We start from the raw sequence: 25,805 nt of genomic DNA, 5'->3' as shown, positions 1-25,805 counted from the left end.
ATGAAAATACAAGACAATTTCCTGCCAGAAGAAGTTTACGATCAGCTAATTGACTATTGCATTGAAAACGATTTTCAAATTGTTCGACGTGGTGATAAGGAATTTAGTGTAATGCAAATCCCCAGTTACTTCAAAGCATTTTTACAAATTGAAGATCACGAATTGATTTTAAGTTTTATCAGAAGTGCAAAAATTGATTTTGATAATGACCTGCGAATTCATGCTGACAATATCATTGAAGGGAAAAAAACAGCACTTGCTTCTGTTCTCTATATTAATCCAGAAGGCACAGTTTCTCCAAACGGTACAGCATTTTGGAAACATCATATTCATGGTTTAGAACTGCCGGAAGACGTTTCAAACGAAGAATTTGACAGATTACTTACTGAAGACAGTAATGATCTTTCAAAATGGGAACACGTAGAAACAGTTTACGCAAAACCTAATCGCCAATTAGTTTATAACAGTAATCATTTTCACAGTAAATATCCAAAAGTTATCGAGGAAGGAACCAGAATCGTTTTGGTTTGTTTCTACGCTAAAAAACAATAATTAATTATATAAAATCCGATTGCAAGGAATGCTACCAACATTATGAGTGCAACAACAAGTTACAGTCCAGAATTTATTAAAAACTTAGCTATTGCCTGTCATTATGCTATGAAAAGTAAAACTGACCAGAGAGAAATGCCATTTATGAAATCTTGGCAGGAAACCTCCGAAGAAGATAAACTTCTAACAAAAGAAGCCGTTGTGAACATTCTTGAAAATAAACCGGCGCATGTTCATTTCAATTTAGACGATAAAAATTTTCTTTTCTCACTAGTGAATTTTATTACAGGAAAACTCATTATCGAAAAAAACAAAAAACCAGCATTTGAAGAAGGATTATTCACGTTCGGCGCTGCAATTAACGCATTAAAACAAGGAAGTCTTGTTTCAAGAAAAGGATGGAATGGCAAAGGAATGTTTATCGTAAAACAAATTCCAGGTGTTATTGGTGTAGATATTATTCCAAGAATGGCCTCTCTTCCTGATTCAGTAAAAGCTGTCTTCGTAGAAAGAAATCAGCCAATCAGTTATGAAAGCCAGATGCTTATTATTAAAGCAGATGGAAGCGCTGATTCTTGGGTTCCAAGTTCTTCAGATTGTTTTGCTGAAGATTGGATTATTGTAAAATAACAAAAACAAAATTCCCTCGGAAACGGGGGAATATTTAAAAGATTGGGAAATCATAAAAAACAACGAAATGAATCAAATTATTATAAATGGAAAAAGTATTGTTTCTAATGGAGGCGATATCCATATTGGAAATGGAAAAATTACAATTGGAGGCAAAGAGGTCAAGTTTGAAGATGCTCCACAAATAAATATTGAAATTACTGGACATGTTCATCTTTTGAATGTTGACAATTGTAATAAATTAAATATTACCGGCGATTGTGACGCGGTAAAAACTCATAATGCGAATGTCGATATTGGTGGAAATGTTGAAGGTGATGTTGAAACTCACAATGGAAACATTGATTGTGGAAATGTCGGAGGAAATGTTTCAACGAAGAATGGTAATATAAAACACAGAAAGTAAAAGGTGTCGAATTCGACACCTTTCTATAACCTTAAAAAAAACTAAAATGATAAATTTATATAACGCACAAATCGAAAGCTTATCGCTTCACAGAGTAGGAAATAAAAGCCGTAATGAAGCAATTTTTCTATCAAACGAACCTTATAAACTGAATGACGAGATCAGTCCGTTGATCAAGGAATTTTTCTTCAAACCATTCAGAGAAAAAGAAGAAAACTATTTCCAATTTGCGCACGAAGTTGATTTGGACTATAACGAAATGTTTACCCTTGCATACGACATTTTTAATAATCCTGGGCAAGCGCATGACCTATCTAAAAAGATTACTCAGCATCTTTTCGAACAATCAAATCACCCTCATATTAAAAACGGTGAAGTCTATGTCGCTTACATAACCGGCGTTTCCATTGATAATATTCCCGTTGATGCAATCGGTATTTTCAAAAGTGAAATTGTTGCCGATTTCCTTCAATTTGAAGAAAGTGATGATCATTTAGAAATGATTCTTAAACAAGGTATATCTCTTGATAAATTGGATAAAGCCTGTCTTATTTTCAACTACAAAAAAGAGGAAGGTTACAAGATTCTTACAATCGATTCTAACAGGTACGATGCTCGTTATTGGTTGGAACATTTCCTTCAGGTAGATGTTTTTGAAGACGAAAATTACATCACAAAAAAATACTTGAAATTTTGCCAAGGTTTTGCCAAGGACGTTGTTCTTCCTGCAGAAGATAAAAAAGAAGAAGTGATGTTCATGAACAGATCAGTTAATTATTTCGCCAAAAATGATGAATTTGAGGAAAGCAATTTCTTGAATGAAGTTCTTGATAATCCGGATCTGGTTTCTGAATTCAAAAACTATAAGGTTGACAAAGGAGAAAAGTACAGTATTGAAGATGTTTCAAGTTTCTCCATTTCAAATTCGGCAGTTTCAGAGGCACGTAAAGGAATTAAAAATGTGATTAACCTGGACACAGGAATTCAAATAAAATTGGATTTCATCAACCCGGAAAGCGCTGAAAAGTTCATTGAGAAAGGATGGGATGAAGAACGCCAAATGTACTACTACTTGGCCTACTTTAATAAAGAAGAAAAGTAATGCTTAAGCATCTAGAAAAAATTTGTTCCGGAATAACAATGGATTGTTTCGGAACAAAATTTAAACTTAGAATAGCAAAAGATCAGAAACATACCGGTGGAAGATTCTTTATTCAAGTTACCTATACGGCCAAATGTAATAAAACTGGTAAACCCAAAATTTGGCATGGGAGAAAATGGTATTTATCTGAATTTATGACAGATGATGAAGTCGTAAAAACTGCTTATTGTGCTTTTGAAGCAGTTGTAAAACATGAAATAATGGAAGGTTTTAAAATTAATGGCATTGTTCTTTTTAATCCACACGTCGATTATTTATCATTATTAAAAGTATCTAACCAAGAAGTAAGCAGAAACGAAATAAAAGCATAATCATGGATATATTCAAAGCAGAAAAATTATGTCAGGAAGCAGTTGCTTTATGGGGTCATGAAGAACAAATTAAGATGTGGCACGAGGAAGTTGGCGAACTTATGCAAGCTATCAATAAACATCACAGAAAACCTACTCCAGAAAATTTAGACCATTTATGCGAGGAAACTGTTGATGTCAAAATATTGACTATGCAGCTAGAGATTATGGCTCCGGAGGACAGGATTAAATATTGGTTTGACTTTAAAATGAATCGTCTGGAGTTGAGAATTAATGCCGAAAAGCAAAGACGACAGGAATTTGAAGAAAATTTATCGCAGGTTAATCCAGAGTACTACGCAATCTTCCAAATGATTAATGAAATAGGTCCAAATCCTTTAGGAGGACAAATTGACGATCTTGTAAATTTGGTAATAAAACAACATGAGATTAAAAAAGAAAGAGAATTTAAAGAGTTATTCTAAAACCTCGCGATAACAGGTAAATCGCCAATCGATATTATGAAGAAAGCAGATTTAATTACAAAAGTAGCAGAACAAACAGGACTTTCAAAAGCAGATGCAGCAAAAGCAGTTGCAAGTACCTTAGATGTAATCAAAGAAAGTGCAACGGCCGGCGAAACAGTTCAGATTTTAGGATTCGGAACATTCAAAACCCAAATTAGAACTGCAAGAGTAGGACGAAATCCTAAGACCGGGCAACCTGTTGAAATAGCGGAAAAACAAGTGGTAAAATTTAAGCCATATTTCTAAAAGCAAAAAGCACCTATTTAGGTGCTTTTTTTGGTTCAAGTTCTATTTTTAATTTTTTATATTCAAGTATAACACCCGGTGTTAGAATCCCTTTTGCTCGTTTCATTTGACGTAAAATTTCTTTACTGTCTTTACTTCCGTCTGAAATATCACCGTAATAATGCATGATCATTAATGCCTTCACGTCATTTCCCTGTTCATATTTTATATCTAAAATGGTGCCGTCAATTCCCTGAAGCCTTATTTTATCTTTGATTTTATCAGTCATTCTTTTTCTATCTGCAGGATCTAATGCTTCAAGTTTTTTAGTTAGATCAGCTTTAGAAATATCCTTATTAATATAATCCTTTGCTAATTGATTAAATTCAGCTTTCATTTTATACTTCTCAATATTGATTTGATCGATTTTATCCTGAAGGTCTTTTTGTGCTGCAAGATCTCTATTATACTGAGATGAATAACTGATAACTCTTTTTCCCGTAGATTTGTAAACTGATTTAGCCAACTCTTCACCTATTTTCTTCATGTCTTTATCTGAAACTGCTGCATCAGCTCCACCATAAAGCATACCGACGAATGGATTTGTATTAGGACCAGTTATCAAGCTCTCAACAAAAGCCTTACTTCTGATAGGTGACAAACCATGATCTTCACCAAGTTTTTTGTAAAAATCCTCAACATTCGGGTTATTTATTCCTTCTACCGGCAATGGAACTTTTCCAATATCAGTTGAAAGAGGCTCGTCTCTGAAAAAATCATATCCAGTAGTATAAGTAAGTGTTCCCTTGATAATTGGAGTACGAGTAAAGAATCCGGCTGGGCTAGTAAAATCAATTGGCATTACATTACTATTAAATGTAAATGCTGCATCATCAATTATTCTACCAGGTGATTTCTTTTCTTTTCCAACCATACTACGAATCATATTATTGTAAATATCATCCGTAACAGACATTACTGGAGAAAGTTCCTGCGCTTTAGCAATTTTGATAACCATATATTCTCCACTTGCATCTTTTATAGGAACTGGAATGTTCATATATTTCATTTTTTGGTACTGACTAATACCTTCCATGGCGTGCAAATAAATTTCCATAGCTGATTTATCATCATCATCTTCCGGTTTCATAGCGCTTAATAATGCTAATGAAATTCCGATCGGAATAGCAGAAGCTAACGTGGCTACTTGTAGAACTCTTGAAGTTGTTCCGACAGGATCTTTTTCGAATGCATTTGCTGCAACTCTACCACCCTGAAAAGCTACATTTATATATGGAACAACTGCTTCCAGATCTTTTGTAATAACTCCACCCTGATTAAAGTCAAGAATACTTCTGGCATTTGTAACAGCTTCATTATAAATATCATCCAATTGCTGTTTATCAGTTACCTCAGAAATATCCTTTAATCCTAAATCTTTTAATTGATTATTAATTGAACGCTGGAATATACCCAAACGAAACATCATTTCGCTATATTCTGAAATTTTGGAAAGAGTAACTTTTGAAAAAACATTTTTGGCGATATCCTTTACTTTAGGATCAATTGTTTTTTCAATTACCTTACCAAGCATTGAATTCTTTTTCAAGCGACCTTCGGAACTTAAAAAATCCATCGCTCCACCATATTCAATGTATTTTTTTAGAATATCACTGTTATCATGGTTCCTCAATTCTTTAAATGATTTTACTGCATCCTTTCCAACTTGTAACATCGCTTTTGGAACGAAATTGCTATACTGATCCGAGAATGTTGTTGTAAACATAAAATCTCGAGGTGTATTCACAATAGGAAACGCAGGGTTATTACCAGTTGCGATTCCTTTAACTAATGCAGAACCACTGGCATATGATAATAACTCTTTTGCTCTTGAATCTAAAAATCCTCCAATGTTATCTGTCCAGGAATCATATAAATCTTGCTCCAAGAAAAACTGGTGCTGTTTTCCGTCTTCGTAATAATAAGCTTTTTGGAAATTAGCCGGACTTTTATCATATTTATACTTCGCACTACCGCTTTCAGTTTCCCCTATATATGGATTATCAATTACTTTGGATGATAATTCCTTGAAGTATTTATAAAAGCGTTTGTCGTCACCTTGCAAATTTTTAGGATCTAAACTTTCAAAACGTTTTAGAGCTTTCGGATATTCCTCGGTCATAAATCGCTTATTGATATTATTCATAGCGATGGCTTTTTGTCTTGCCAATAATGAATTGGTAAGCAACCATTCTGAATTTAATACAAGACTATTGGCATCACCTTCGCTCATTGACTTGATTTGTTCAGAACTCAATCCGCCCGTTTCTAAATTATTTGTTTTTTTGCCCTCGGCAAGATCTCCATTAAAATCAGTTACAAACTGTAAAAATACACGAGGCTGATAATCTACATCACTCATAGAATCGTATGATTCTTTTGAGATCAATCCATTATCATATACTTGTTTTAATAAGTCTTTATACGTTTTAAAGTAATGCTCTGCACGTTTTTCTAAATCTGCGTACTTTTCATTACCTAATACTTTTTCTAGCTTAGATAAGAATTTTTCAGACTTGTTTTTATCGATAAAATTTGGATGGGAAACCGGTTCTAAATCTCTTGCTTCACGATTTTCATCAATCGCAATAAAACGTTTGGCCTGAATTATTTCATCAAGCGTATTTCGTTCTGCTCTTGTAAGTCCTTTATAAATTTTATTATAAGCTTCTTCAAACAATAATTTTGCTTTTCCGGAAGCACCATGAGCATTAATAATAAGATTTTTGGTATTCTTTAAACCGGATTTATTTAAAAGAGTTTTAGATAAATACTGTCTATCAGTAAAACGCTTTACGAAATTTCGGTAAGCATCACGGAGATATTCTTTTGCAGGCTTTTTATTTCGTAATTCTTCACGTTCTTTCTGAAAAGTTTTACTTACTTCGTCGTAGGCATCATCTTCAGATATTTTATCTGAAACGGATCTATTTAGTAGGTTTTCTGTTTTACGGACATTTTCAATATCAATTTCAGGATTCCCAAAACTGTCATTAAAATCCTTTTCAGCTTGTATTTTATCAGCAGGACTTAAATTTATGTACCATTCAGATTGTTTAACTGCATTAAGTCCAGCTTGAATTACCTCAGCAATAGCCATTCCTGCTTTAACTGCAGCACGCATTGCCTGAATAGAAGCTTTAGCAACAACAATTGGTATACCGCTCGAAAGATTTTCTTTACCAAACTGGTCAAGATTATTTTCCATTTCATCCAACCAATCTAAAAATTGCTCAGTAGAGGTTTTCTCTGTTACTTCTTTTTGGTTTCGCTTACCTTCTGGTCCACTATCTTCTTGAACTCCGGATTTTCCTTCGCTTTCTTGGCTATCTGAAATTGGAGATTCTTTCTCTCCGCCGGGCTGAGTATATTTTTCATTCTCTGTGTTGTTAAATTGCTCTAATTCAGTTTGTAAATTTAGTAAATCTTCGTCACTTAAAACATCAATCTCGGTCATATACTCGTTAATGAATTTATCCTTTGATTGTTGTTGATCAATTGCCATAGACAAATATTTGTCGTTGGCCGGTAGTCCTGTCAAATCTGTAAAAGCATTTTTTAAAGCATTTATTTTTTCTTTTTTTACACTATTTAAATAGTCGCTCGTTCCGCGAGGATTATCGTTTATAAATTCAAATACATCGTCCTCAGTTATTCTCGGATTCTGTGAATCGTAATCTCCATACATTGCTATTTCAGCATTTTGAGCGATAATATCCAAGCCACTACCTTTACCTTTCTTAGAAAAATATTGTAGCGCCAAAGAACCAGGAATATCCTTCATTCCTTTTTTACCAGCTCGTTCTGCAAAGTTGCTTCTTTCTACACCTTTTCCGCCGATAGATTCAGCGATATTTTTAGATTTTGTATCTAAACCTTCTGTAGCATCCATTGTCTGTGCATTTAACAATGTTTCAGCAACTTCAACAGGATTATTTGAGTGTTCTGCAACATCTTCTTCCCAAGTGCTGATATCGTTAATCTTTTGAGCTTCTAACGCAGTTTCACCTTTTGTAAAGTCAAAATTTTCGGCATGAATTTCCAATACCTTTTTAGGTATATCCTTTTTCTTGTCGATATTTCCATCCTTATCTTTTGCGATCCATTGATTATCTGAATACTGATAAGTATAATTGCCAACTGTAATAGATTTATCTTTATTTACTCTGGCACCAAGCATTTCATCGTAAATTCTCTGCATTTCCGGAGAAAGTTCAATATCAATTTCACTGTTGGTGATACCTTTATAAATATCAGTAAGCCATTTTTTGAAATCTTCAAAAAGTTTTTTCATTTCAGGATTAGGTGATATTCCATCTGCTAAATACTTTTCGAAACCGCGGGCAAAATGCTCAGATGTTTCTCTATTCCATTCCTTCTGTCCAGCATCATCCAATATGGTTTTACGCTCACTATCTGTCAAATAATGTTCGTAAACATGTGCCAATTCATGCAATGGAGTAGAAACATTTGGATCTTCCAGTGCATAAATTATAAACTTACCGTCTTCGGCTAGCATGGCGCCTTTTTCACCTTGAAACAAGACAATTTGCTCGTCTCTACCAATATTTTTATGTACATCGGGATCGTCAGAATATTCTTTTGGAAGAATTTTTGTTTCTGTATTGCTTAATGGAGTTTTTTTTCGTTCCTCAGCATTCATGTTCATTCTGTTTTGAACATTGCGAGATTCAACCTCTCCTGCAATACTTTGATAAACATCCCACTCGCCTTCTGATAATTTATTTTTTATATTATTTAATTCCTTAACAAAATTATCTTTAGATTCGTTCACGTCAATTCCATCAAAAAGACTTTTGCTTAACTTATCAGCAGCTTTTATAACAGAACTTGGTAAGTTCTTTGCTAGTTTTAATCTGCTAATTTTAGAATTTAGATAATCAACTGCCATTTTTGGCGTTCCACCAGTAGCAAAACCTTCCTTACTTTGTATTATGTGCTGAATTTCGTGAAGTAAAGTAGATTTAACTTCTTCAGGACTTAACTCTCCATTGATCATAATCAGATTTTTAGCAGGCATAAAAGCGCCTTTCATACTACCCAATCGAGGAATAACTGAAAACTTTACATCTTTTAATTCAGGATATAAATCGAATAATTCATCATATTCAATTGCTTCATCTAAAGTATAATTTCTCATGGATTGATAACCATCATTCAATTCCATTTTAGAATCATCAAACTCTACTCTCCATTTCCCATCCGCACCTTTTTGCCATCCTGTTGCGATCCAAATCTCTTTATCTGACTTTCCGTTTTTTTCTAATTCCTGAGCTCTTTTTAAGTTATCTCTAATTTCTTCTTTTAAATTAGCATTCTGTCCGGCGATCTGAAACAACGCTTTTCCTTTCTTACTAAGTTCGGCAACAGTTTCAGAATTTCCTTTCTCAAAAATTATTTTATCAAACATTTCTTCTTTGGAAATACCTGCTCTTTTAGCGATTGTTTCCAGTGTTTTTTCCATTACAACTGTATTGGCTTTAGACTGTTTTTCGTCTAATCCAAAAGTTTCTTGGTTTATTTTTTGGAGTTTTTCAGTAACTTCTCCTTTGCTAGTTGGAACGTTAACGGTATCTTGTACTCGTGTGTCTTCCCCCTGACCTCCTGTTTCGTCAATTCGAGATCGAAGGTTTTCATCAGTAACAACATCATTTTTTGTTGGTGCTTCATTAAAAACATATTTATATTGATAATCAGCAATTTTACCTTTGCTTTTATCACCGATAACCTCGGCATTTCCTTCGCGTTCCAATTTGGCCCATAAAGCTTCAGAATCCGGAGTTCTCTGTTTATCAGAAACCAAATCTTTGTTATAGTTTTCTTTTAAAAACTCAGCAGTTTTTTTATACATGATAGTTCCAATACCTTTTTTTTCCAAAGAAGGATTGAAAATTCCAGAAAGAGATACACTAACATCATTGCCTTCTTGGTTCTTTATTTCAATGTGACCAATACGATTACCGTTTTCAGTAAATAAGAATTTATTTCCCTTCTCATTTAATTCAATATCATTTGTATTTAATGTCGCTTTTTCACCTTTGCCATTAGTATATTCAACAACACGGTTTTCTTCACTTTTTGATACACTAGGAGCCGGATCTAATTCAATAGCCGGCTTCTTAGTGTCTGGAGTAGTTTTCTCAACTACTTGTAGGTCTTTAGAATTGCTTACCTCGTTATTACTAGAAACTTTTTCATTCTTTTTGGAATCAGAATAAATTTCATTTGCACGTTCTAAAATTTGTTCGTTGGTAATAGTCATATTCTTTTTACCATCTGGATTCAATTCAGTTACCAAATCCTCTAAAGCTTGTTTTTTAAGCTTTTCCTGTTCTTTTAATGGCAATACCTCAACTGCAGAAGTTTTCCCCTCTATAATCGAATTTCTTTGCTCCTGAACTGATTTATATTCTTCTTGTAATCCTTCTAAAAGTTGTTTTTTATTGGATAAATTACCATCAGCGATTTCCCGGGCTTGCGATTTTATTTCACCAGCCTTAGTATTTAGGTTTACAACTTCATCATACAATTCAGAAGGCATACTATCTATCTTACCAATGGTATTTGCTACAATTTTCGAACTTTCTGCCGTAGCAGTTTCAATTTGTTTTTGGATAACTTGTTTTTCAGTAGGCGTTAGGTCCTCAGAATTTAACTGTTTAGAAAATTCAATTATTTTTCTTGAATTTTCATCTAATTTGCCTAAATCTGATTTTGATTGAAATGGCTGAACAACAGCACCAAAAGCATGAGGTGCTGCTTTTAATATAGAAGTTAAAGTAAAAGTATCTTTGAATACTTGACCCGTATTATCAAGTAGATTCACATCCTTTTTACCGAGAACATATTTATCATTGAAATTTTGGGCGAAGTTTGTAAATTGTTCTCCGGCCATTTCTTTACTCATATCAATACCAAAATCTTCTGCCCAATCTTTCGCTTTCTGTTTTGCAGTTTTTGTCAATAAACTTGCTTCATTCCTAGCAACAGATTCTAAAACACGACCTCCCTTTTTAAGAATACCCATTGTTGGAAGTTCAGACACTACTTCGGCACCACCATACAACAATGGAGCAACTGCCATTTCCAAAGGAGAATATTGCGCTTTTCCTTTAAGAACTTCGTTGTTCATATCAGTGAATTTTTTACCTGCAGAAGATGCTCCTATAGTAGATAAGCCGCCAATTCCAGTAGATGTGGCAACTAATATTGGAATTTGATTAGCAACTAAATCAGAGGCATAATTAATAAAACCTTCTGCGCTTTCAACGCTTTCAACAGGCTTTCGTAAATTACTTCTATTTTCCTCAATACCTTTATTCAAATCATTAACAATTTCTTGGCCCTGAAGCGCTCTTACACGATCAATAGTGTTAGGACTAAAACTAGCAACATAATTTGTTGCTCCTAGTAAACCTGTACCTAATTCAGAAGCACTTGCCCCAATATTTCCAATAAAGTTTTCAAAATCACCATACTCACGCTTGAATAAATCAAACTCTTGTTTGGCAGTACCTAAATCTTTTTTGTTTTTAAGAATGTAATCTTCATTTTTCTGTAGTTCAGAACCAATATTTTTAATTTCATTACCTAATGACTGATACCTTTGATAAAGATCTTCTGGGAATTCCTGATTTTTGTCCTTTAATTTTGTTAACTGGCTTTCAATATTTTTGTATTCAGATATTTTACTTTCGGCAACAGCACGCATGGCTGAAACGACTTTTACTCTTTTTAAATTATCTTCCTCCAAGTGGTCCGCTTTTACGGCTCTATCCTGTTTTAATACCTCTTTGTCTTTTTCCGGAAGATTATCTAAAAAGGAATTGGCCCGATCAATAAATAAATTATCTTTTTCTTTGGCTTTAAATAATTCCTGAGCACGCTGATTTATTTCACCATCAGTAAGTTTCTCTTTATTGTTTTTGGCTTCTGTAATAACTTGTTTTTTTTGATCAGCCAATGGATCTGTATCAGATTTATATTTAATTAAACCTATTGCTCCAGGTTGTGTGGTAGCGATACTTTGAACTGCTGTATTATATGCGTTTTTGGCTATATTTTTTACATTGTTCCAAACACCCTTAACCTGGATAGCATCCTGAAGACGTTGTTCTGCAACAGCATCGTCATTATTGTCTTTTGTTGCATCATAGAAAGACTTTTCAAGTTGATTTACTTTATAGTTTCTTTCAGCCTGAATTGTTTTTTCAGATTCTTTTTGTAATGCGGAAAGCTCGTCCGTTTTAGCCGACACGAGATCCATATTTTCAGGAGTAACTTTTATTGTAGATAATTCCTTTTGAAGTTTTTTCTCTCTTTCTTTATTTTTTCCTGCCTTACTTGGTTGTGGAATAAATTGATCTAAAGGGTTGTTACTTTCAATTTTAGGAAATCCGTTAGAATTCTTCGAATTGGTTTGTCCAGCCGAAGAACCAGTTTCCGGTGCCAAATCCGATTTTGTGCCTGAAGAGGTAGATGAAGAATCGCTTTTTTTTTTACCGCCTATTTTTGATTCAAAATCATCAAACGAGCCTAAATCAAAATCATTTGAACCGGCAGCCTCATAAAGTTTTTTTCGTGATTCTGGGTTATCCATTTTTGAATTGAATTCATCATAGGAACCTAAATCAAAATTATTTGATGTCAATGCTTGGTATAGTTTTTTTCTTGGATCTGGCATGATTAATAGTCGATTTTGATTTTATTTGAAGTAGAAGTTTTTGATTTACTACTCTTATTTAATTCTTTCAATTCAGCTTTAAGCTCTTCTACATTTGAATATTTAGCACGAGTAACTAAATCATTTAGTTCAGCACCTTTTACTATTCTTCTGAAATTACCATAAGTGTTTCCAGTAGAGTAACTATCTAAAGTTGGATCAGTACTTCCTTCATCAAAAGATAATCCGTCTGAACCTTTTTTGTATTTATTTCCTTTACTAACAATAGCTTTACCAGTTACAACAATGTCTCCCTTGTTGTCCAAAGCAAAACCAGTTACAAAACCATCGTTCAAACCTGAGTTTTTACCACCAATGTTTTTGAATTTTAAATTATCGCCTTTAATTCCAATCATATTTGGTCTAACAGCGCCTTTTTCCAAAACTTTATTTGTAAAATCATCTTTACGCATCGAAGAATCAAAGGTTATAGGTGATCTTTCTACTTCTGTTTTCTCGTTTTCTTTTTGCTCTGACCTGGCATCTTTGGCAGCTTGACGTTTTTCTTTTTGCACATCTAAGTTGTTAAAGTTCTTAGTAACTTCTTTACCACCTTTTACACGAAGTTTAATGTCATTTTCAAAAGCATCTGAAACAGTTTTTAAAGCTTTAGCATCTGAAAAGTCAGTAATTCCGGCCTCTCTAGCGAATGATTTTAATTTTGTTGTCGGAGTAACACCATCTGCCTCATACAGTTGGTTATTTACATATTCTTTTAATAAAGCAGGATTAATAGCAGTAGTTTTAACTTGCTGAGTACCATCGTCTGTTTGATTAATTTCAGGTTGTAATTTTGTTGAAGCTTCTAGTAATTCTTTATCACGATCAAAACGCTTTTGGATATCATATTTTGGTACAACATTTTGAATCTTATCATAGGTTTCAAAATCAGTTGTGCCATCTGGATTTTTAAATGCAATTAGCGGCATACCATGTTCGTCCAAAGCCAATAATTTATTCTGATATCCAGTTTGAAAATTAGTATCATAAGCTTTATCTGGAAATAGAGTTCCATCAGCAACGCCTTTTTTAATTGCAAGATCTCGATCAGTCAAGCTCTTTGTCATTGAAGCAAGATTTTCCGGAAGACTGTTTATGTTTTGTAGCTTTAACGTTGCTTTTAATTTTTCTTCATCAGTCGATTTAGGATTATTAATTACACCCATCAATGGAACATATTCTTTTTGAGCTTCAAGAATTAAACGACCTTGCGCTTCATTTAAGCTTGTAGAACCAGTATCATAATTTGATAGCGGTTTCACATACTTATTCCACAAGTCTTGTTTTTCCTTATCAGCTTTGTCAATCCTATTTTGCTTGATATTATCATCAACGCGTTTTTCAGCACGTCTTCTAACGCCATTTTCCTCTTGTTGCTGAATATCTTGCGATACATCACCATCAAGTGGTTTTAATGCTCTATAAGCGGTAAATGTTCCGGGAGTAGCCATAATTAAAAGCCTGTTTTATAAAGTTTTGAAAAATCTGGAAGCTTATATCCTAAATCCGGATTTATGGTTCCGATAGGATTAACCCATCCTTTTCCGGCGCTTGCAGGATCAGTACCTTTCCAGTCATTATTATTAATAGCATACATAGCAGAATTACCTAATCCTCTTATACCGCTCCACATATCTTGTCGTCCAACTTGAATTTGATTTCCGATACCAGCCAAATCAGCATTTTCACGATCTTCAGTAAGAGATCTGATATTTCCTTCATCTCCGGCAATAGCATATTCTCTTTTTATAACCTGATCATCTAAATAGTTTCTAGAATCTCGGTTTGCTCTATTATTGGCCGAAATTACACCAGGCAAAAGCGATGCGCCTCTTGTACCCATATTACGAATAGCATCAACTGTATTAGCCGAAGTTCTTTGAGTTTCTTCACGTAATAAATCACTACCAACAGTGCTAATTGGAATTCCTTTATATGCATTTGAACCTGCCAAGTCTTGGCGGTCGTAATCTTGCAACGCTTTCTGCCCTTTTCGTTTGTTCTCTGCGCCTTGATATGCCTGTAATCCAGCCATTCCAAGACCGACTGCCGCTGTCGTGATGGCAGCTTCTCTAAGGTGATATTTCTCCTGATTAAACATAACTTAAACTTGTTTTATTTTTACTTTTTCCGTCTAACATATTGTTAAGAGTTGTTCTTCTAACGCCATATGTTTTTGATGCTTCTACAGAACTATAGTAGAAAATCCCTGTATTTAAACACAAAATTAATTTTGCATTGTAAGGTATAGTTCCGTATGATTTTCCTTTTTTCTTCGATGGAACTCCAGCCTTTATTTTTGACAATAATTCCTTCGTCGATTCCTTGCAAGGAATTCCTTTGTTCCAAGCCTCCTGCGAACCTATGGTGCCTTTATTCCAAGGAACTTGACCTTTTTTAAAATCTCCGGAGGTATTTCTTTCTTTGGAAAAACCTCCATAAAGTTCTCCGTCTTTAGGTAGTCTTAAATTCAATCCGGCTTCCTTGTCAAGAACATTATAAAATAATCCCCAATGAGTTTCTAATTTTAACATTGAATCTATATCACATTCAGTTATTATTTCAAACTTGTGTTTTTCAACTCCATATTTTATAAAAGAACTATGTAGCTTTTTTTGAGATTTACATTTTGCTTTCCTGTATGTTCGCCACCTTCTATTCAAATTTGTTGTAGATCCTACATATACCTTATTTGTTGGAGAAGTTATTTTATAAACGTGGGGCATGTACTCAATATTTATACTAATAATAACAATTATCTATACCAAATACAAATGTAATAAATATTTAGTATCAATTTATTGTATTATTAATATAAATATATTATACTTTTGAAAAGTGATTATTGAGGGAGTGGCGGAATTGGTAGACGCTTTTCAACGTGTAGGAATTTGTTTTTTAGCAGATATAAAGGTATCGTCCTCCGAGGTAGAAAGATCAGACGTGAATGCAGGTTCGAATCCTGATTCCTTCACAGGGTTATGCGGCAATTGTCTGTGCGAGCCCTAAAATTCGGTATAGGCAATAGGCATTAAGGAATGGGCTTTTAAAATTATCCTTAGTCTTTTTGGGCGAGATCCCCCTGTTTTAACTACATCAAAACTAAAAACTAAAAAGGTCTAATAGCTCAGTTGGTTAGAGCAGGGCACTCATAATGCTCAGGTCGGTGGTTCGAGCCCATCTTAGTCCACGAAGCCCGCAATTAATTAGCAAATACTCAAATGGTGGGATACCAGTGCGGGTTGCTAGACACTCGAAGCGTTTCAGACTCGTGACAACTAGGAAAGACTAGTACATGGGGAGTTGTCTGAGTAGGTTAAGGTGCTCTGAGGCTGGTCTCGGTAGCCAGCTAGGAGCTTCGGAGGTTCAATTCCTTCACTCTCCACTTATTTACCCTGTATTGCATGTAATGATTGGGAATAATCAGGTAAGGCCCAGTTGATCAGAGGACACGATCTAATGTTCGCGAACCGAAATGCGAAGCAGTCCAAAGTGTAGGTTGACAGCCGGAAAGACGGCATTTTTTTAAACCTTAATAGGAAGAGTAATGATTTTTTACAGACGGCGTAAGTGGTCTACATTTGATTAAGTCATTTCAGAATGATAGAAGCCTAAAAAAATGACCTGTAAAAAATTAGTAGCAATGAAATTCCGCTAACTATAGACAAATCGGCCGAGATAATATCAAGGCCGATTTAATTTAAAAATGTTAATCAATTAATAACCTAAATAACAAAAAAATGGTAACACTAATTTTACTTGCATTATTTTTACTTACAGTTGCTTTTCTATCAGCTAAAAGACAACTGAAACTTTTACAAAAGGATCAACAAGGTGATAGATACTTAAACGTAAAATTGCTTATTTACTATTCTGTATTTTTAATAATTATCTTTTTTCAGCCATATGCTGTTAAAAAAATAGAAGCAGGATATCAGGGTTTACTTGTGAATTTAATTGGTGATAGTCGTGGGGCAAGTTCAACAAAAGAAGTTTCAGGTTGGAAACTTTATAATACGTGGACTGAAGAAATTTATCAAATTCCATTAGATCAAAGAAGTATTAGATATGGAGAACAACCTAGCGTTGCTAAAGGAGGATTTGCACTTAAAATTTATCCTTCTTTCAATTATTCCGTAAAGCCTAGTTCAACTGCAGATATGTTTACAAATTTAAGATCAGCTTTTAGAACGGGCAATGGACTAGAGACCATAGAGCAAGGTTGGCTTGAAATTGGAATTCTAGGTGCTGTTAATGATGTAACTAATAGTTGGAAGGTTGAAGATATTTTCAATAAAAAAACAGAATTTGAAATAGCAATTCAGGTAGAAGCAAATAAAAGAGTTGGTAAATGGTTTAAAGTATCTCAATTAAGAACAAATATGCCTCCGCCAGGTTCTATTGCAAAATCTATTGCTGATAAAGCAGCTGCCGAATACGATGCTCAAAAATGGATTGCAAAAGCAACAGCAGCAGACGCAGAAAAGAAACAAAAAATAGCCGTTGCCCGTGGAGATTCTGCCGCTGTAGTAATTAAAGCTTCTGCCGAAGCTGCAGCTTTAGAATTGAAACAAAAGAAATTATCTCCAATTTATATTGAATATATGAAAGCTCAAAAATGGAACGGTGTAATGCCTTCTACAGTATTGGGAAGTAATCAGTCTTCAATTATCAATTTGAAGTAATTACAGAATCATAACCATTTCATTAACCTTGACACTGCCGTTAGAGAATCCCATTTCTTTATAAACAGTTTCAAGGTTTTTGTTTTTTACAACAGTATAAATGTATTTACAGCCTCTTGAATACGCTAACTCGTTTATTTCGTGAATCAATATCTTAAACGCTTCATTCCGGTCTTCCTTATCTTTAAAATCAAAATTTGAAATAATAAATTCGGACCAACAAACTTTTGAATTCGTAAAGTAAATAAACCCGGCGACGATATCCACTCCATCTTTTGAAACCATAAATCCACCTGTACCATTTTCCGGCAGAAAATCTCGTTCAGGCGGTGTCCAGCGCCAAGCTTTCCACCAGGTACATAATACACCGTAATCTTCTTCTTTTAAAAACCTTATAGAAAATCCCATTATACGTAAGATTTAATAGCATTAGTATTAACTGCAAACAATTCTACTTTTTCAGTATCAGAATTTACTAGTTCAACTTCCATATAGTAACCTCGAACTTCACCGCCTTCGATACGAGATTCTTTTTTAGAGAATGAATAGAATCCAACTGTTGGAGCAGTAGTAATTGCATTTACAGTTACTAAAGTTCTCGCAGTATTAATTTGCGTTATAGTTCCAATTAACTCGTTATTAGCCCCATTTAATTGATATAATTTATCTCCGATACTTACAAACTCTGAAACCTGGGAAAAAGAAATTGTTAATCCAGAAGCAGCAGAAATTACACCAATTCCCTGCGCTGAATTTCCATGCATATCCTCTGCATTTTCGTTTTTTCTCATGTATGCAAAGTGACGGCTTTCCCTTAGATCAAATTCCTCTTTTTTAATGGAGCTGTTGGTGTAATTTGTATTTACAATTGCATTCCATGGTTTATTTCCTTCCAAAACCATAGTTTTAAAAATCTTGTCTTCAGAATTTGATTCATTAAAGAAGAATGTTATTTTGGATGAATGTTGTACTCCATAGAAAGTATTTCGAACACCGGTATCTTCATTATGAAGATACAGCTGTCCGTTTTTTACAGTATAAAATCGATTGCTTAATTTTATCATGCCATCAGGGAGATAACTCCAAAATGAAGTCCATCCCTCTGATTTTTCCGAATGTGATAATGTATATGCTGACATTTTATTATTTTTAAATTGTTCCAGTACTCAAAATATTTCCAAGATTGTCAATCTCCCACCAAGTAACGCCATCGTTGATAAATTTGTTTGTTGACGAAATTGCAAACAACACAAAATCAGTATCTCCTTTGATGTTAGTATAAAATCTTAATGGAGTAGTCTGTAAAAAGAACTTCATTGATTTAGTTTTTGCTAATGATGCTTTATTAGCATCATCATAGAATCCCCAAACGATTTTGTCATTACCTATTTTTAAATTTTCTTCTGGTATAGGACAAACTCCTGCAAATGTCCAAGCAGTACCGGATGTACCTGTTGTTCTAATTTTCATTGTTGTTGGCGTTGGAGATGTCTTATTGAATAATAATGTTCCATTTCCATCAGTAGCTTCAGTAGTGTTGTCCGCAATATCTCCCTGAACAACTGTAAAATCAGGCTCAATTAATCCTGTATCATCAAAAGTTGATCCATTATAATTGAAAATATGAAATCCTGTTTTTGGACCTAGTAATCCCGCATAGCTTACTGGCGGCCCTGCAGACAATCCATCTCCTACATATTTAGAATCTGCTACTTTCACATTGTCAAAATATATTTCAAACCTATCAGGAACACTTTGTGCATCATATTTTATTCCCGTCATACCCATAGCGGTACCAATATTGATGACAGATTCATAAATACCAGTAGAACCACCAGCCGTAACCGAAGCGCTACACGGAACGCCTAAACTGATAAAAATAGAAGCCGTAGAGCTACATGTTCCATTATCTACTTTATAAACAATAACATCATCATAATTTGCGCTGCCATCGTGTGTATATGTAATAGTTTTATCAATATTAACGACTGCAACTCCATGTAAGGGAGCAGTAAAAATAGTTACTGTATCATCAGAATCAACTTCATCGTTACTTAATACATTTACTGTAACACTTCCACCAACTACGGCATTTGCATTATCATCCGTAAGAATAGGTTTTCTATTGGTATAATCCCAAATCAAATAAAGAATTTCATCAGTATCTGATCTATTGAATAGGAAACTTCCAAATTTAGTATCTGAATAACCTGGCTCAACCAAACTAGCAATACTGATAAAAGTAGCTGCAGATAAAATGGTATCAATATTTGCTTCTGTAAACACGGCATCCGAGATCAAGAATCCCATTCTATTACATTCTTCAATACTAAATTCTCCAGAAGTAGTCATATCCTTAAAGGCCTGAATAGTGAAAATAGAGTTATTTAGAGGGAATTTACCAACTCCCTCTGTTCCTGTTTCCGTCAAAAATTTACTTACAGGCGTATTATCAAAAACATCATCATTAGAATATAAGTTTGAGGTTCCCCATTTAAACCTTGTAGTTGTGTTTTTTCCAACATCTTCAGAATCATTCACAATTATACTTACAATTTTTAATTCTGATCCTATTGGACAAACATTTCCAATAGAATAACTAACTGCAGCAGTTGTTGCGGTAATAGTTACAGTTACTATATTTTGAACTAAACTGGTTCTCTCAAATGTAATATTCCCTAATCCAGTAACATTCGATGAAACATGGTCCACTTCGTTAAATCTAGCAACTATTGTGGCGTTTCCGGCAGTAATATTGTAATTTAATATAATATCTCCACTTAAATCATTTAGTTTAAATTCGTATGTAAAACTGCCCTGTTGATTGTCTTTTATAATTTCGTTGCTGCATTGCAATTGTAATAATCTTTCCGGTTCCTCTCCAATAGAGATCATGTATTGTTTTGTGTAACCATCATAACCCCCTAGCATTTTTGCATTAGGTTGGTTTCTTAAAATATCTCTCCACCAGTCAACCATTCCGTTTGTAATAGGTGTAGTTCCATCAATCGACAAACGTGTAATTTCTCCTTGTTCCGGATTCGCATAATAAATTTGGTAATTATTTTCCGCAAAACTTTCAGGATGCTTTCCAATTCCATTACTTCCCAAATAAGTTATTTCTGAACCTAATGTTTTATCAATAGAACCTACGTTAGATGTTCCATCTACATTATACAAAATATCCTTTTGAAACATTACCTTCGAAGCTTTACGCTCTTTAAGTATCAAAATATCATTGTCGCGACTATGTAATTTTTGAATACTTCCATATTGTTTATCTAATTCTTTAAAATTTCCAGTAGCAGTATTAAATACATTCAATCCATTAATATTGCTGCTTTCTATAAAAGCTTCACTAAAAATCAAATCAGAAGATCTTCGAATGGCTTTATACTGCTCAATAGTTGCTACAGAAGGACGTAAATCTACATTCAGATATTCTTTATTGAAAGCATCCTTAATAACATAACTTTCGGCTCCATTGCCCATGCAGAAGCAATTAAAGAAATCTAAATCAATTATAGCCGGCAATACACTTGTTTGATTTTGCAAATTCCCCTGATGTTTCCCGTCTATAATTTCGAAAGTTTGTTCCGTTTCAAAGTACACTTCGTTGTCAGTAGATTTCTTTTCTTCGGTTTCTAATATAATTAAGCTCGTCGCCACCATAATATTTACAGATCCCGTAAGATATGAAGGGTGTTGTCCGTTTCCATTTAGTTCGTTATGAATTCTTAAATACAGTTTACCAGCCGGATCTTCCACAAAGAATTTAGCACCGAATATCGTTATTATCTTACCTCTAAAAACACCATTTGTAGGATAATTGAATTCTCCAGTACCACTTACTTCAGTATCATACCATAACTTAAAATTAATATAATCAGCACTAGCGAAGTACGTTTTTTCAAATTTCTTACTATCTCCAGAACTTCCATATTTTACATTTTCAAGTAAAATATCAATCCTAGAGCCTTGTTTAATAGGAATGTCAACACCATCTGAATCTGCGAACGCACCAATAGCCATATCAAAATTATCACCTTCACTCTGTCTTTGTCCTGTATATTCAAGAAATCCGCCTGGTGCATAATTCATGGCAATTCCAGCAGAAGGTTTTACCTTTATATAATTACCGGCCAGTTCTTTTATTTCATTTCCATCAGGATCAACATTCCCTTCAATAAAGTCTTTTGGCTGCGCAGTTTTTTCTAAAACTTTAAGCTTTGTTAAAGTAGGCACAAATCCATCAGTATCACATTTAACAATTAAATTATCGCCAACAGCTACTTTATCATAATTGTCGTTCTCCATTTTTATCCAGCGAAATAATCCATCGGCATAAAAAATAGTAGCATAAACTGTTTGATAAGCCAATTTCCTTTGTTTAATAACAAATTTATATCGGTCTGCAGAAGCCGGCGGATTACTCGAAAGGTTTATTTTTAATTTGTTTTTTGATTTAGCTAAACTGTGATCAATAAATATTGTATTATTTAACTGTGTTTGGACAGTACTTGCTCTATTAAAAGGATCTAAGTAAATTATTCCGACTTCTAAGCTTCTATTCGATTTAAGACTGGAGACATTACCAATTTCGTTATACAAAACATTAGAATCGCTCTGAAACGGCCAATATACTATAATAGTGTCAGCAGGAGGACCAGCCTTATAAAAAACTAATTGAGGCGACTGAATTGAAATAGATGTTGCAGTAAAACTCTGAATTGAAAAAGGAGTATTTGATTGTAATACGTAATCATCCAATCCTACTACTGAATAATTGGCAAGAAAAAGGTTCGTCATTAAATCATTTACAAAAAAAATGAAGTCTTCATCTTGTGCTAATTCAGTAGCATCTACATAATCTTTATATAATGTAAATGGATAATCCTGATTGTATTCAGTTTCTGGTGTAGTAGTGCTTTTAAGACTTGCAAAAACAGTAATCTTACTACCGTTTTTTAGATTATTATCAGTAAAATCGATAACTAATATATCTCCCGCAATACTTCCAGAAGTTGCTAAAGTAACAGGAACTAAAGAACCTACCAAATTATCTGACACAATAGAAAGATTAAATTCTGGCTTGATTTTTTGTCCGTTTAGATCAATCAAATCGTAACCTTCTAAAAAGTTACCCATAACAAGTAAATTACCAATTAAGGTTTGTGCCTTCGCTTTTCTCGGTATATTGTCATAAGCTCTATAAATTTCCTTTTCCGGATAGGGAACATAAATTTTATTATTTGAGAAAACAAATGATCTCGTTTCATTATGGCCCCACCCTTCTTTCTCCTTATTGAAGGTTTGAATTATATATATATTATTTGAATTTACTGATTTTACTGCACATTCTACATCAGTAACTCTTTTATCTCCCGTATTAATTGTAATTCTAAGTGCATTGTAAGCGTTCAACATTCCCAAGTTATCCAATACCTCGTAATCTAATTTGAAAGCGCCTGGATAAAACATATAATTGGTATAAGAAGAAAGCGCACTGTATTCGCCATCTAAATATTTGTATTTATATGAAAAAGTCAAAAATCTTTCTTCAATATCATTACTTGATCCTGCAATAAATGTAGGCTGCACTTTTGGCGAAAATCTTGGTGGTTTTTTAATTAAGAAAATATCTTCCTTATCAAATCCATTTGTACCATAAGTTTTCGCACGTGCGATATTGAAACATAATGGCTCCAGATTGTCGTCATTTATAATCATCAAATCTTTTGATGGATCTGAAGTAACAACTTTAGTCATGGCCGTAATTAAATAATCCTCTTTCCAGTCCAAAACTCTTCCCGGGATAGAACGCGTATCTTCTAAAACTTTAACCGCAATACTATTTACTACATCATATTCAATAAAGAAACAACCAGTATCCGATTTGACCGCCCAATAAAGCTTTTTATTTGTTTCATCGGCACCAGTTCCAAGCGTAATAGGATTAGGCCCCAAATTTAAATTTGTAAGCTTTCTATTTGATAATGAATTTTGAATAGCGCCGGCATCAGAACCTTCACTTTCTAAAATAAGAATGTTTTCCGCATGACGATATTCACCGTCTTGCAGTAAACGCTCGTCGGTGTCTTTTTCAATTCTTCCTGAAACAAAAGTACGTCGTAAATTACCCATCGTATCTAACTAAATTTGTATTATTAAAAATATAACCTGTTAATTTTTGTTTAAGAGTAGAGTATCCGATACCATAAAAATCAGAAGCATCTCTTGTACAGTTATAGATATCTCCTGTGACTGTATCCAAAACTTTTTTTCCTTTTGAAAGCTTATTATTTAAAGAAACTTCAGGTCTTACTTTACCCCACATTGGATTGTCTTTCCCCACATATTTACCAAGCAATGCATTAGAAATTTTTTCTCTAGATTTGGCTGTATGGTTCTTGTTATACATTGGGTTTTTTTCTCCAGAAAGAAGTCCAACCATTTTAGGTTTTTTCATTCCCTTTGTTACGGAGGCGTATCTTTTACCAAATCCAGGATTGTTTTCTCCTGACATTCTTATACTTTGATTTTTTCTACTTTCTTCTGAAGGTATGAATCCCAACATACCATCACCTCCATTTGTTAAATTTGATAGTGACCCAGTTGATAAATTAATTCTACCATAAAGTAAAATTAATTCGATCTCTTTTTCTTTAATTACTTCATAATCATTATGCTCAAATACAATTTCAACTAGATAGTCAGTCTTAGACACTATTTTATGCCAAATATTGTTTCGTTCATGCTTTGTATTAGCTCTTGTGTATGAATTGTCAGAACCTATGCCAATATAAAATGGTTCGTTCTTGTCAAGTCTAATGTGTCTATAAACATATCCCATTATAAATATTTTGATTTTGAGCGCATAGCTCTTGAAATTTTATTTAAGTCTAATCCAGCCAAGTCTTTTATTGATTTAAATCTTGATGATTTAAATTTTAGATATGCTCTGGACTTTTCATTTGCCGGAACGTTTATTCTTTTTTCAATGCAGCCGAAATAAGCCCAATCTTTTACTGCTTCTTCAATGTATTTATGTACTTTGATATCACCTTCCCCAAAATACTCCCACTGTAGTCCATCAGATTGATATTCCAGAACAATTTCTTTATCTACTAAATTGTCACTAAAACCTATTTTTCCTTTTTCCGTATCTATAACACATTCACCAAATTCACTTAATAATGAAGTATCAAAAAAAGCATTTCCATCACCACAACTTCTAGTAAATTCATAGCATTTATAAGGCATGTTGTATATATTTGAAGCATCAGCGGTTAAAATATTACCATCATCATCAAAAAGTATTTTAGCATCGTGATCCTGTAGATATCCAATAGCAGTATTGATATTTTGATTAACATCTAAAGGATGTAATCGTCTGGTACCCGTAACGTCGTCAACAAGTACAACAGACACACGAACATAATGCACGTAATCTTGTGGAACTGTAATATATCCTTCTTCACCAACAGTCATTTCAATAGCTAAAACACCCGCAGAAGTATCTTTAGTCATTTTTTTTATACCGTTTTTGGCATGTAAAACAAATAAGCTTCTGTTGGTATTTTTAATGTAACTATCAGGTTCAAGCCTATTAGTCATTAATTCATCTACAATATCTTTAAGTGTAGTAAATTGATAACTCCCATGGGAAGCCGGCGTGTTATAATATTCTTCTGGAGTTTCCATTAATTAGAATTTTCGATGTTGAATTTTTGTATTTCTTCGCCTTCTGCAGCTGCTTTTAAATCAGGTTCTTTTAGATTGATTCCAAACTTTTCACATACTCCAGTTACAAGTACATCGAACTCTGAAAAATGCATATCTATATCGCTAAAATCTCCTGCATCCGGATTGAATTGTTCCGCACCATTAATAACAATATAAGTCCATTTTGGAATTTTAGGGTTTCTTCTATAGTTGATTACTATGTTATTTGTAATAGTTGCAGGGAGAATTTCTATTTTTTTATCTTCAATAAAACCGATAGGAAAATCAACAGATGGCTGTGTATGTTTAAATCTTTTAAGCAGATTAAATTCAGAAGCATTTTTGCAAGGCACTACCTCACTGTTTTTAGTTGTATAAATGACAGAATCTAAGTATCGTAAATCAGTAGGTAAGGGAAATTTTCCAGCCACGGCAACCGAAGGAGCAGACTTAAAATAATGGTCTATTTTTTCAGCAATCAAATCAACTATATTTTGTTGTCCAGGACTAACCAAACCTTTACTTTGTCTATTGGTCCATTTATTTAATTCAAAAGGATATTGCTCATAAATTTCTATCATTACTGCGTACAATGCCTTATCAAAGTCAGCAGGCTTCATATTACCCCTAATCTCAGTATTAGCAAGCATTCTAACTGTTTGATAAACTCTATCGATCATAACTCATTTATTTACACTAATAATAACTATTATTGATACTAAATACAAATGTAATAAATATTTGGTATCATTTACTTTTACTATTAGTATAAATAATTGATACTTTTGATAAAAAGAAGG

Annotated in this window: 18 protein-coding genes and 3 tRNA genes; 11 read left to right on the top strand and 10 right to left on the bottom strand. The window is 33.7% G+C overall.

Translation table 11 applies throughout. The features are described 5' to 3' along the window. The 7 genes from ACHRV3_RS11780 to ACHRV3_RS11750 all read left to right on the top strand — a co-directional run bounded on the left by ACHRV3_RS11780 (position 1) and on the right by ACHRV3_RS11750 (position 3,813). Positions 1-552, top strand: a complete 552-nt coding sequence (locus ACHRV3_RS11780; protein WP_395434813.1) for a DUF6445 family protein — start codon at positions 1-3, stop codon at positions 550-552. A gap of 42 nt (positions 553-594) precedes the next feature. Beyond that, positions 595-1,182 (top strand): DUF2829 domain-containing protein, encoded by a 588-nt coding sequence (locus ACHRV3_RS11775; protein WP_395434812.1) that lies wholly within the window; start codon positions 595-597, stop codon positions 1,180-1,182. Between the two features lie 67 nt (positions 1,183-1,249). Continuing rightward, the gene (locus tag ACHRV3_RS11770) at positions 1,250-1,588 is read left to right on the top strand and encodes a hypothetical protein (protein ID WP_395434811.1); all 339 of its coding nucleotides are present in this window, start codon (positions 1,250-1,252) and stop codon (positions 1,586-1,588) included. A 46-nt stretch (positions 1,589-1,634) separates the two neighbouring features. Continuing rightward, entirely contained in the window at positions 1,635-2,690 is a 1,056-nt protein-coding gene (locus tag ACHRV3_RS11765; RefSeq protein WP_395434810.1) for a nucleoid-associated protein, read from the top strand. Further along, complete coding sequence (locus ACHRV3_RS11760; RefSeq protein WP_395434809.1) at positions 2,690-3,061, top strand: hypothetical protein; 372 nt, start codon at positions 2,690-2,692, stop codon at positions 3,059-3,061. The genes ACHRV3_RS11765 and ACHRV3_RS11760 overlap by 1 nt, the downstream gene beginning before the upstream one ends. Before the next feature lie 2 nt (positions 3,062-3,063). Continuing rightward, a complete protein-coding gene (locus ACHRV3_RS11755; protein ID WP_395434808.1) occupies positions 3,064-3,525 on the top strand; it encodes a hypothetical protein in 462 nt (153 codons plus the stop codon). 36 nt (positions 3,526-3,561) lie between these two features. Continuing rightward, a complete protein-coding gene (locus ACHRV3_RS11750) occupies positions 3,562-3,813 on the top strand; it encodes an HU family DNA-binding protein (protein WP_395434807.1) in 252 nt (83 codons plus the stop codon). A 13-nt stretch (positions 3,814-3,826) separates the two neighbouring features. On the opposite strand, the gene ACHRV3_RS11745 is transcribed toward ACHRV3_RS11750, so the two are convergent. From ACHRV3_RS11745 to ACHRV3_RS11730, 4 genes are read right to left on the bottom strand one after another with little or no spacing between them, the layout of a single operon-like run. Next, positions 3,827-12,556 (bottom strand): LPD23 domain-containing protein, encoded by an 8,730-nt coding sequence (locus ACHRV3_RS11745; RefSeq protein WP_395434806.1) that lies wholly within the window; start codon positions 12,554-12,556, stop codon positions 3,827-3,829. Between the two features lie 2 nt (positions 12,557-12,558). After that, positions 12,559-14,046 (bottom strand): hypothetical protein, encoded by a 1,488-nt coding sequence (locus tag ACHRV3_RS11740; protein WP_395434805.1) that lies wholly within the window; start codon positions 14,044-14,046, stop codon positions 12,559-12,561. Between the two features lie 2 nt (positions 14,047-14,048). After that, complete coding sequence (locus tag ACHRV3_RS11735; RefSeq protein WP_395434804.1) at positions 14,049-14,696, bottom strand: hypothetical protein; 648 nt, start codon at positions 14,694-14,696, stop codon at positions 14,049-14,051. After that, entirely contained in the window at positions 14,689-15,321 is a 633-nt protein-coding gene (locus ACHRV3_RS11730) for a GIY-YIG nuclease family protein (RefSeq protein WP_395434803.1), read from the bottom strand. The genes ACHRV3_RS11735 and ACHRV3_RS11730 overlap by 8 nt, the downstream gene beginning before the upstream one ends. A 121-nt stretch (positions 15,322-15,442) precedes the next feature. On the opposite strand from ACHRV3_RS11730, the gene ACHRV3_RS11725 reads away from it, so the two are divergent. From ACHRV3_RS11725 to ACHRV3_RS11710, 4 genes are all read left to right on the top strand, one after another. Then, positions 15,443-15,569, top strand: a tRNA-Ser gene (locus tag ACHRV3_RS11725). 142 nt (positions 15,570-15,711) lie between these two features. Beyond that, a tRNA-Ile gene (locus ACHRV3_RS11720) sits at positions 15,712-15,785 on the top strand. A gap of 107 nt (positions 15,786-15,892) precedes the next feature. Continuing rightward, positions 15,893-15,980, top strand: a tRNA-OTHER gene (locus ACHRV3_RS11715). A gap of 355 nt (positions 15,981-16,335) precedes the next feature. After that, positions 16,336-17,280, top strand: coding sequence for an SPFH domain-containing protein (locus ACHRV3_RS11710; RefSeq protein WP_395434802.1), 945 nt, complete (start codon positions 16,336-16,338; stop codon positions 17,278-17,280). Here the strand turns inward: ACHRV3_RS11710 and ACHRV3_RS11705 are convergent, their stop codons facing one another. Genes ACHRV3_RS11705 through ACHRV3_RS11680 form a run of 6 tightly spaced genes read right to left on the bottom strand, consistent with a single transcriptional unit; the run spans position 17,281 to position 25,685 of the window. Further along, positions 17,281-17,688 carry a hypothetical protein gene (locus tag ACHRV3_RS11705; protein WP_395434800.1) on the bottom strand — a complete coding sequence of 136 codons (408 nt, stop codon included), beginning with the start codon at positions 17,686-17,688 and terminating at the stop codon, positions 17,281-17,283. Next, on the bottom strand, positions 17,688-18,419 hold the full coding sequence (locus tag ACHRV3_RS11700; RefSeq protein ID WP_395434799.1) for a hypothetical protein: 732 nt from the start codon (positions 18,417-18,419) through the stop codon (positions 17,688-17,690). The genes ACHRV3_RS11705 and ACHRV3_RS11700 overlap by 1 nt, the downstream gene beginning before the upstream one ends. Before the next feature lie 10 nt (positions 18,420-18,429). Beyond that, a complete protein-coding gene (locus ACHRV3_RS11695) occupies positions 18,430-23,424 on the bottom strand; it encodes an Ig-like domain-containing protein (protein ID WP_395434798.1) in 4,995 nt (1,664 codons plus the stop codon). Next, complete coding sequence (locus tag ACHRV3_RS11690; RefSeq protein ID WP_395434797.1) at positions 23,417-24,133, bottom strand: NUMOD3 domain-containing DNA-binding protein; 717 nt, start codon at positions 24,131-24,133, stop codon at positions 23,417-23,419. The genes ACHRV3_RS11695 and ACHRV3_RS11690 overlap by 8 nt, the downstream gene beginning before the upstream one ends. Further along, on the bottom strand, positions 24,133-24,984 hold the full coding sequence (locus ACHRV3_RS11685) for a hypothetical protein (RefSeq protein WP_395434796.1): 852 nt from the start codon (positions 24,982-24,984) through the stop codon (positions 24,133-24,135). The genes ACHRV3_RS11690 and ACHRV3_RS11685 overlap by 1 nt, the downstream gene beginning before the upstream one ends. Continuing rightward, on the bottom strand, positions 24,984-25,685 hold the full coding sequence (locus tag ACHRV3_RS11680; protein ID WP_395434794.1) for a hypothetical protein: 702 nt from the start codon (positions 25,683-25,685) through the stop codon (positions 24,984-24,986). Before ACHRV3_RS11680 ends, ACHRV3_RS11685 begins: the two co-directional genes overlap by 1 nt. Positions 25,686-25,805: the final 120 nt, after the last annotated feature.

This window comes from Flavobacterium sp. FlaQc-49 (assembly GCF_044005985.1).
Lineage (GTDB): Bacteria > Bacteroidota > Bacteroidia > Flavobacteriales > Flavobacteriaceae > Flavobacterium > Flavobacterium cupriresistens.
This window is presented reverse-complemented; position numbering and strand designations above follow the sequence as displayed.

What these genes read in the sequence shown, in the direction of transcription:
- ACHRV3_RS11780 (WP_395434813.1), top strand. Translation starts at nt 1, where the DNA reads ATGAAAATACAAGACAATTTCCTGCCAGAAGAAGTTTACGATCAGCTA.
- ACHRV3_RS11775 (WP_395434812.1), top strand. Translation starts at nt 595, where the DNA reads ATGAGTGCAACAACAAGTTACAGTCCAGAATTTATTAAAAACTTAGCT.
- ACHRV3_RS11770 (WP_395434811.1), top strand. Translation starts at nt 1,250, where the DNA reads ATGAATCAAATTATTATAAATGGAAAAAGTATTGTTTCTAATGGAGGC.
- ACHRV3_RS11765 (WP_395434810.1), top strand. Translation starts at nt 1,635, where the DNA reads ATGATAAATTTATATAACGCACAAATCGAAAGCTTATCGCTTCACAGA.
- ACHRV3_RS11760 (WP_395434809.1), top strand. Translation starts at nt 2,690, where the DNA reads ATGCTTAAGCATCTAGAAAAAATTTGTTCCGGAATAACAATGGATTGT.
- ACHRV3_RS11755 (WP_395434808.1), top strand. Translation starts at nt 3,064, where the DNA reads ATGGATATATTCAAAGCAGAAAAATTATGTCAGGAAGCAGTTGCTTTA.
- ACHRV3_RS11750 (WP_395434807.1), top strand. Translation starts at nt 3,562, where the DNA reads ATGAAGAAAGCAGATTTAATTACAAAAGTAGCAGAACAAACAGGACTT.
- ACHRV3_RS11745 (WP_395434806.1), bottom strand. Translation starts at nt 12,556, where the DNA reads ATGCCAGATCCAAGAAAAAAACTATACCAAGCATTGACATCAAATAAT.
- ACHRV3_RS11740 (WP_395434805.1), bottom strand. Translation starts at nt 14,046, where the DNA reads ATGGCTACTCCCGGAACATTTACCGCTTATAGAGCATTAAAACCACTT.
- ACHRV3_RS11735 (WP_395434804.1), bottom strand. Translation starts at nt 14,696, where the DNA reads ATGTTTAATCAGGAGAAATATCACCTTAGAGAAGCTGCCATCACGACA.
- ACHRV3_RS11730 (WP_395434803.1), bottom strand. Translation starts at nt 15,321, where the DNA reads ATGCCCCACGTTTATAAAATAACTTCTCCAACAAATAAGGTATATGTA.
- ACHRV3_RS11710 (WP_395434802.1), top strand. Translation starts at nt 16,336, where the DNA reads ATGGTAACACTAATTTTACTTGCATTATTTTTACTTACAGTTGCTTTT.
- ACHRV3_RS11705 (WP_395434800.1), bottom strand. Translation starts at nt 17,688, where the DNA reads ATGGGATTTTCTATAAGGTTTTTAAAAGAAGAAGATTACGGTGTATTA.
- ACHRV3_RS11700 (WP_395434799.1), bottom strand. Translation starts at nt 18,419, where the DNA reads ATGTCAGCATATACATTATCACATTCGGAAAAATCAGAGGGATGGACT.
- ACHRV3_RS11695 (WP_395434798.1), bottom strand. Translation starts at nt 23,424, where the DNA reads ATGGGTAATTTACGACGTACTTTTGTTTCAGGAAGAATTGAAAAAGAC.
- ACHRV3_RS11690 (WP_395434797.1), bottom strand. Translation starts at nt 24,133, where the DNA reads ATGGGATATGTTTATAGACACATTAGACTTGACAAGAACGAACCATTT.
- ACHRV3_RS11685 (WP_395434796.1), bottom strand. Translation starts at nt 24,984, where the DNA reads ATGGAAACTCCAGAAGAATATTATAACACGCCGGCTTCCCATGGGAGT.
- ACHRV3_RS11680 (WP_395434794.1), bottom strand. Translation starts at nt 25,685, where the DNA reads ATGATCGATAGAGTTTATCAAACAGTTAGAATGCTTGCTAATACTGAG.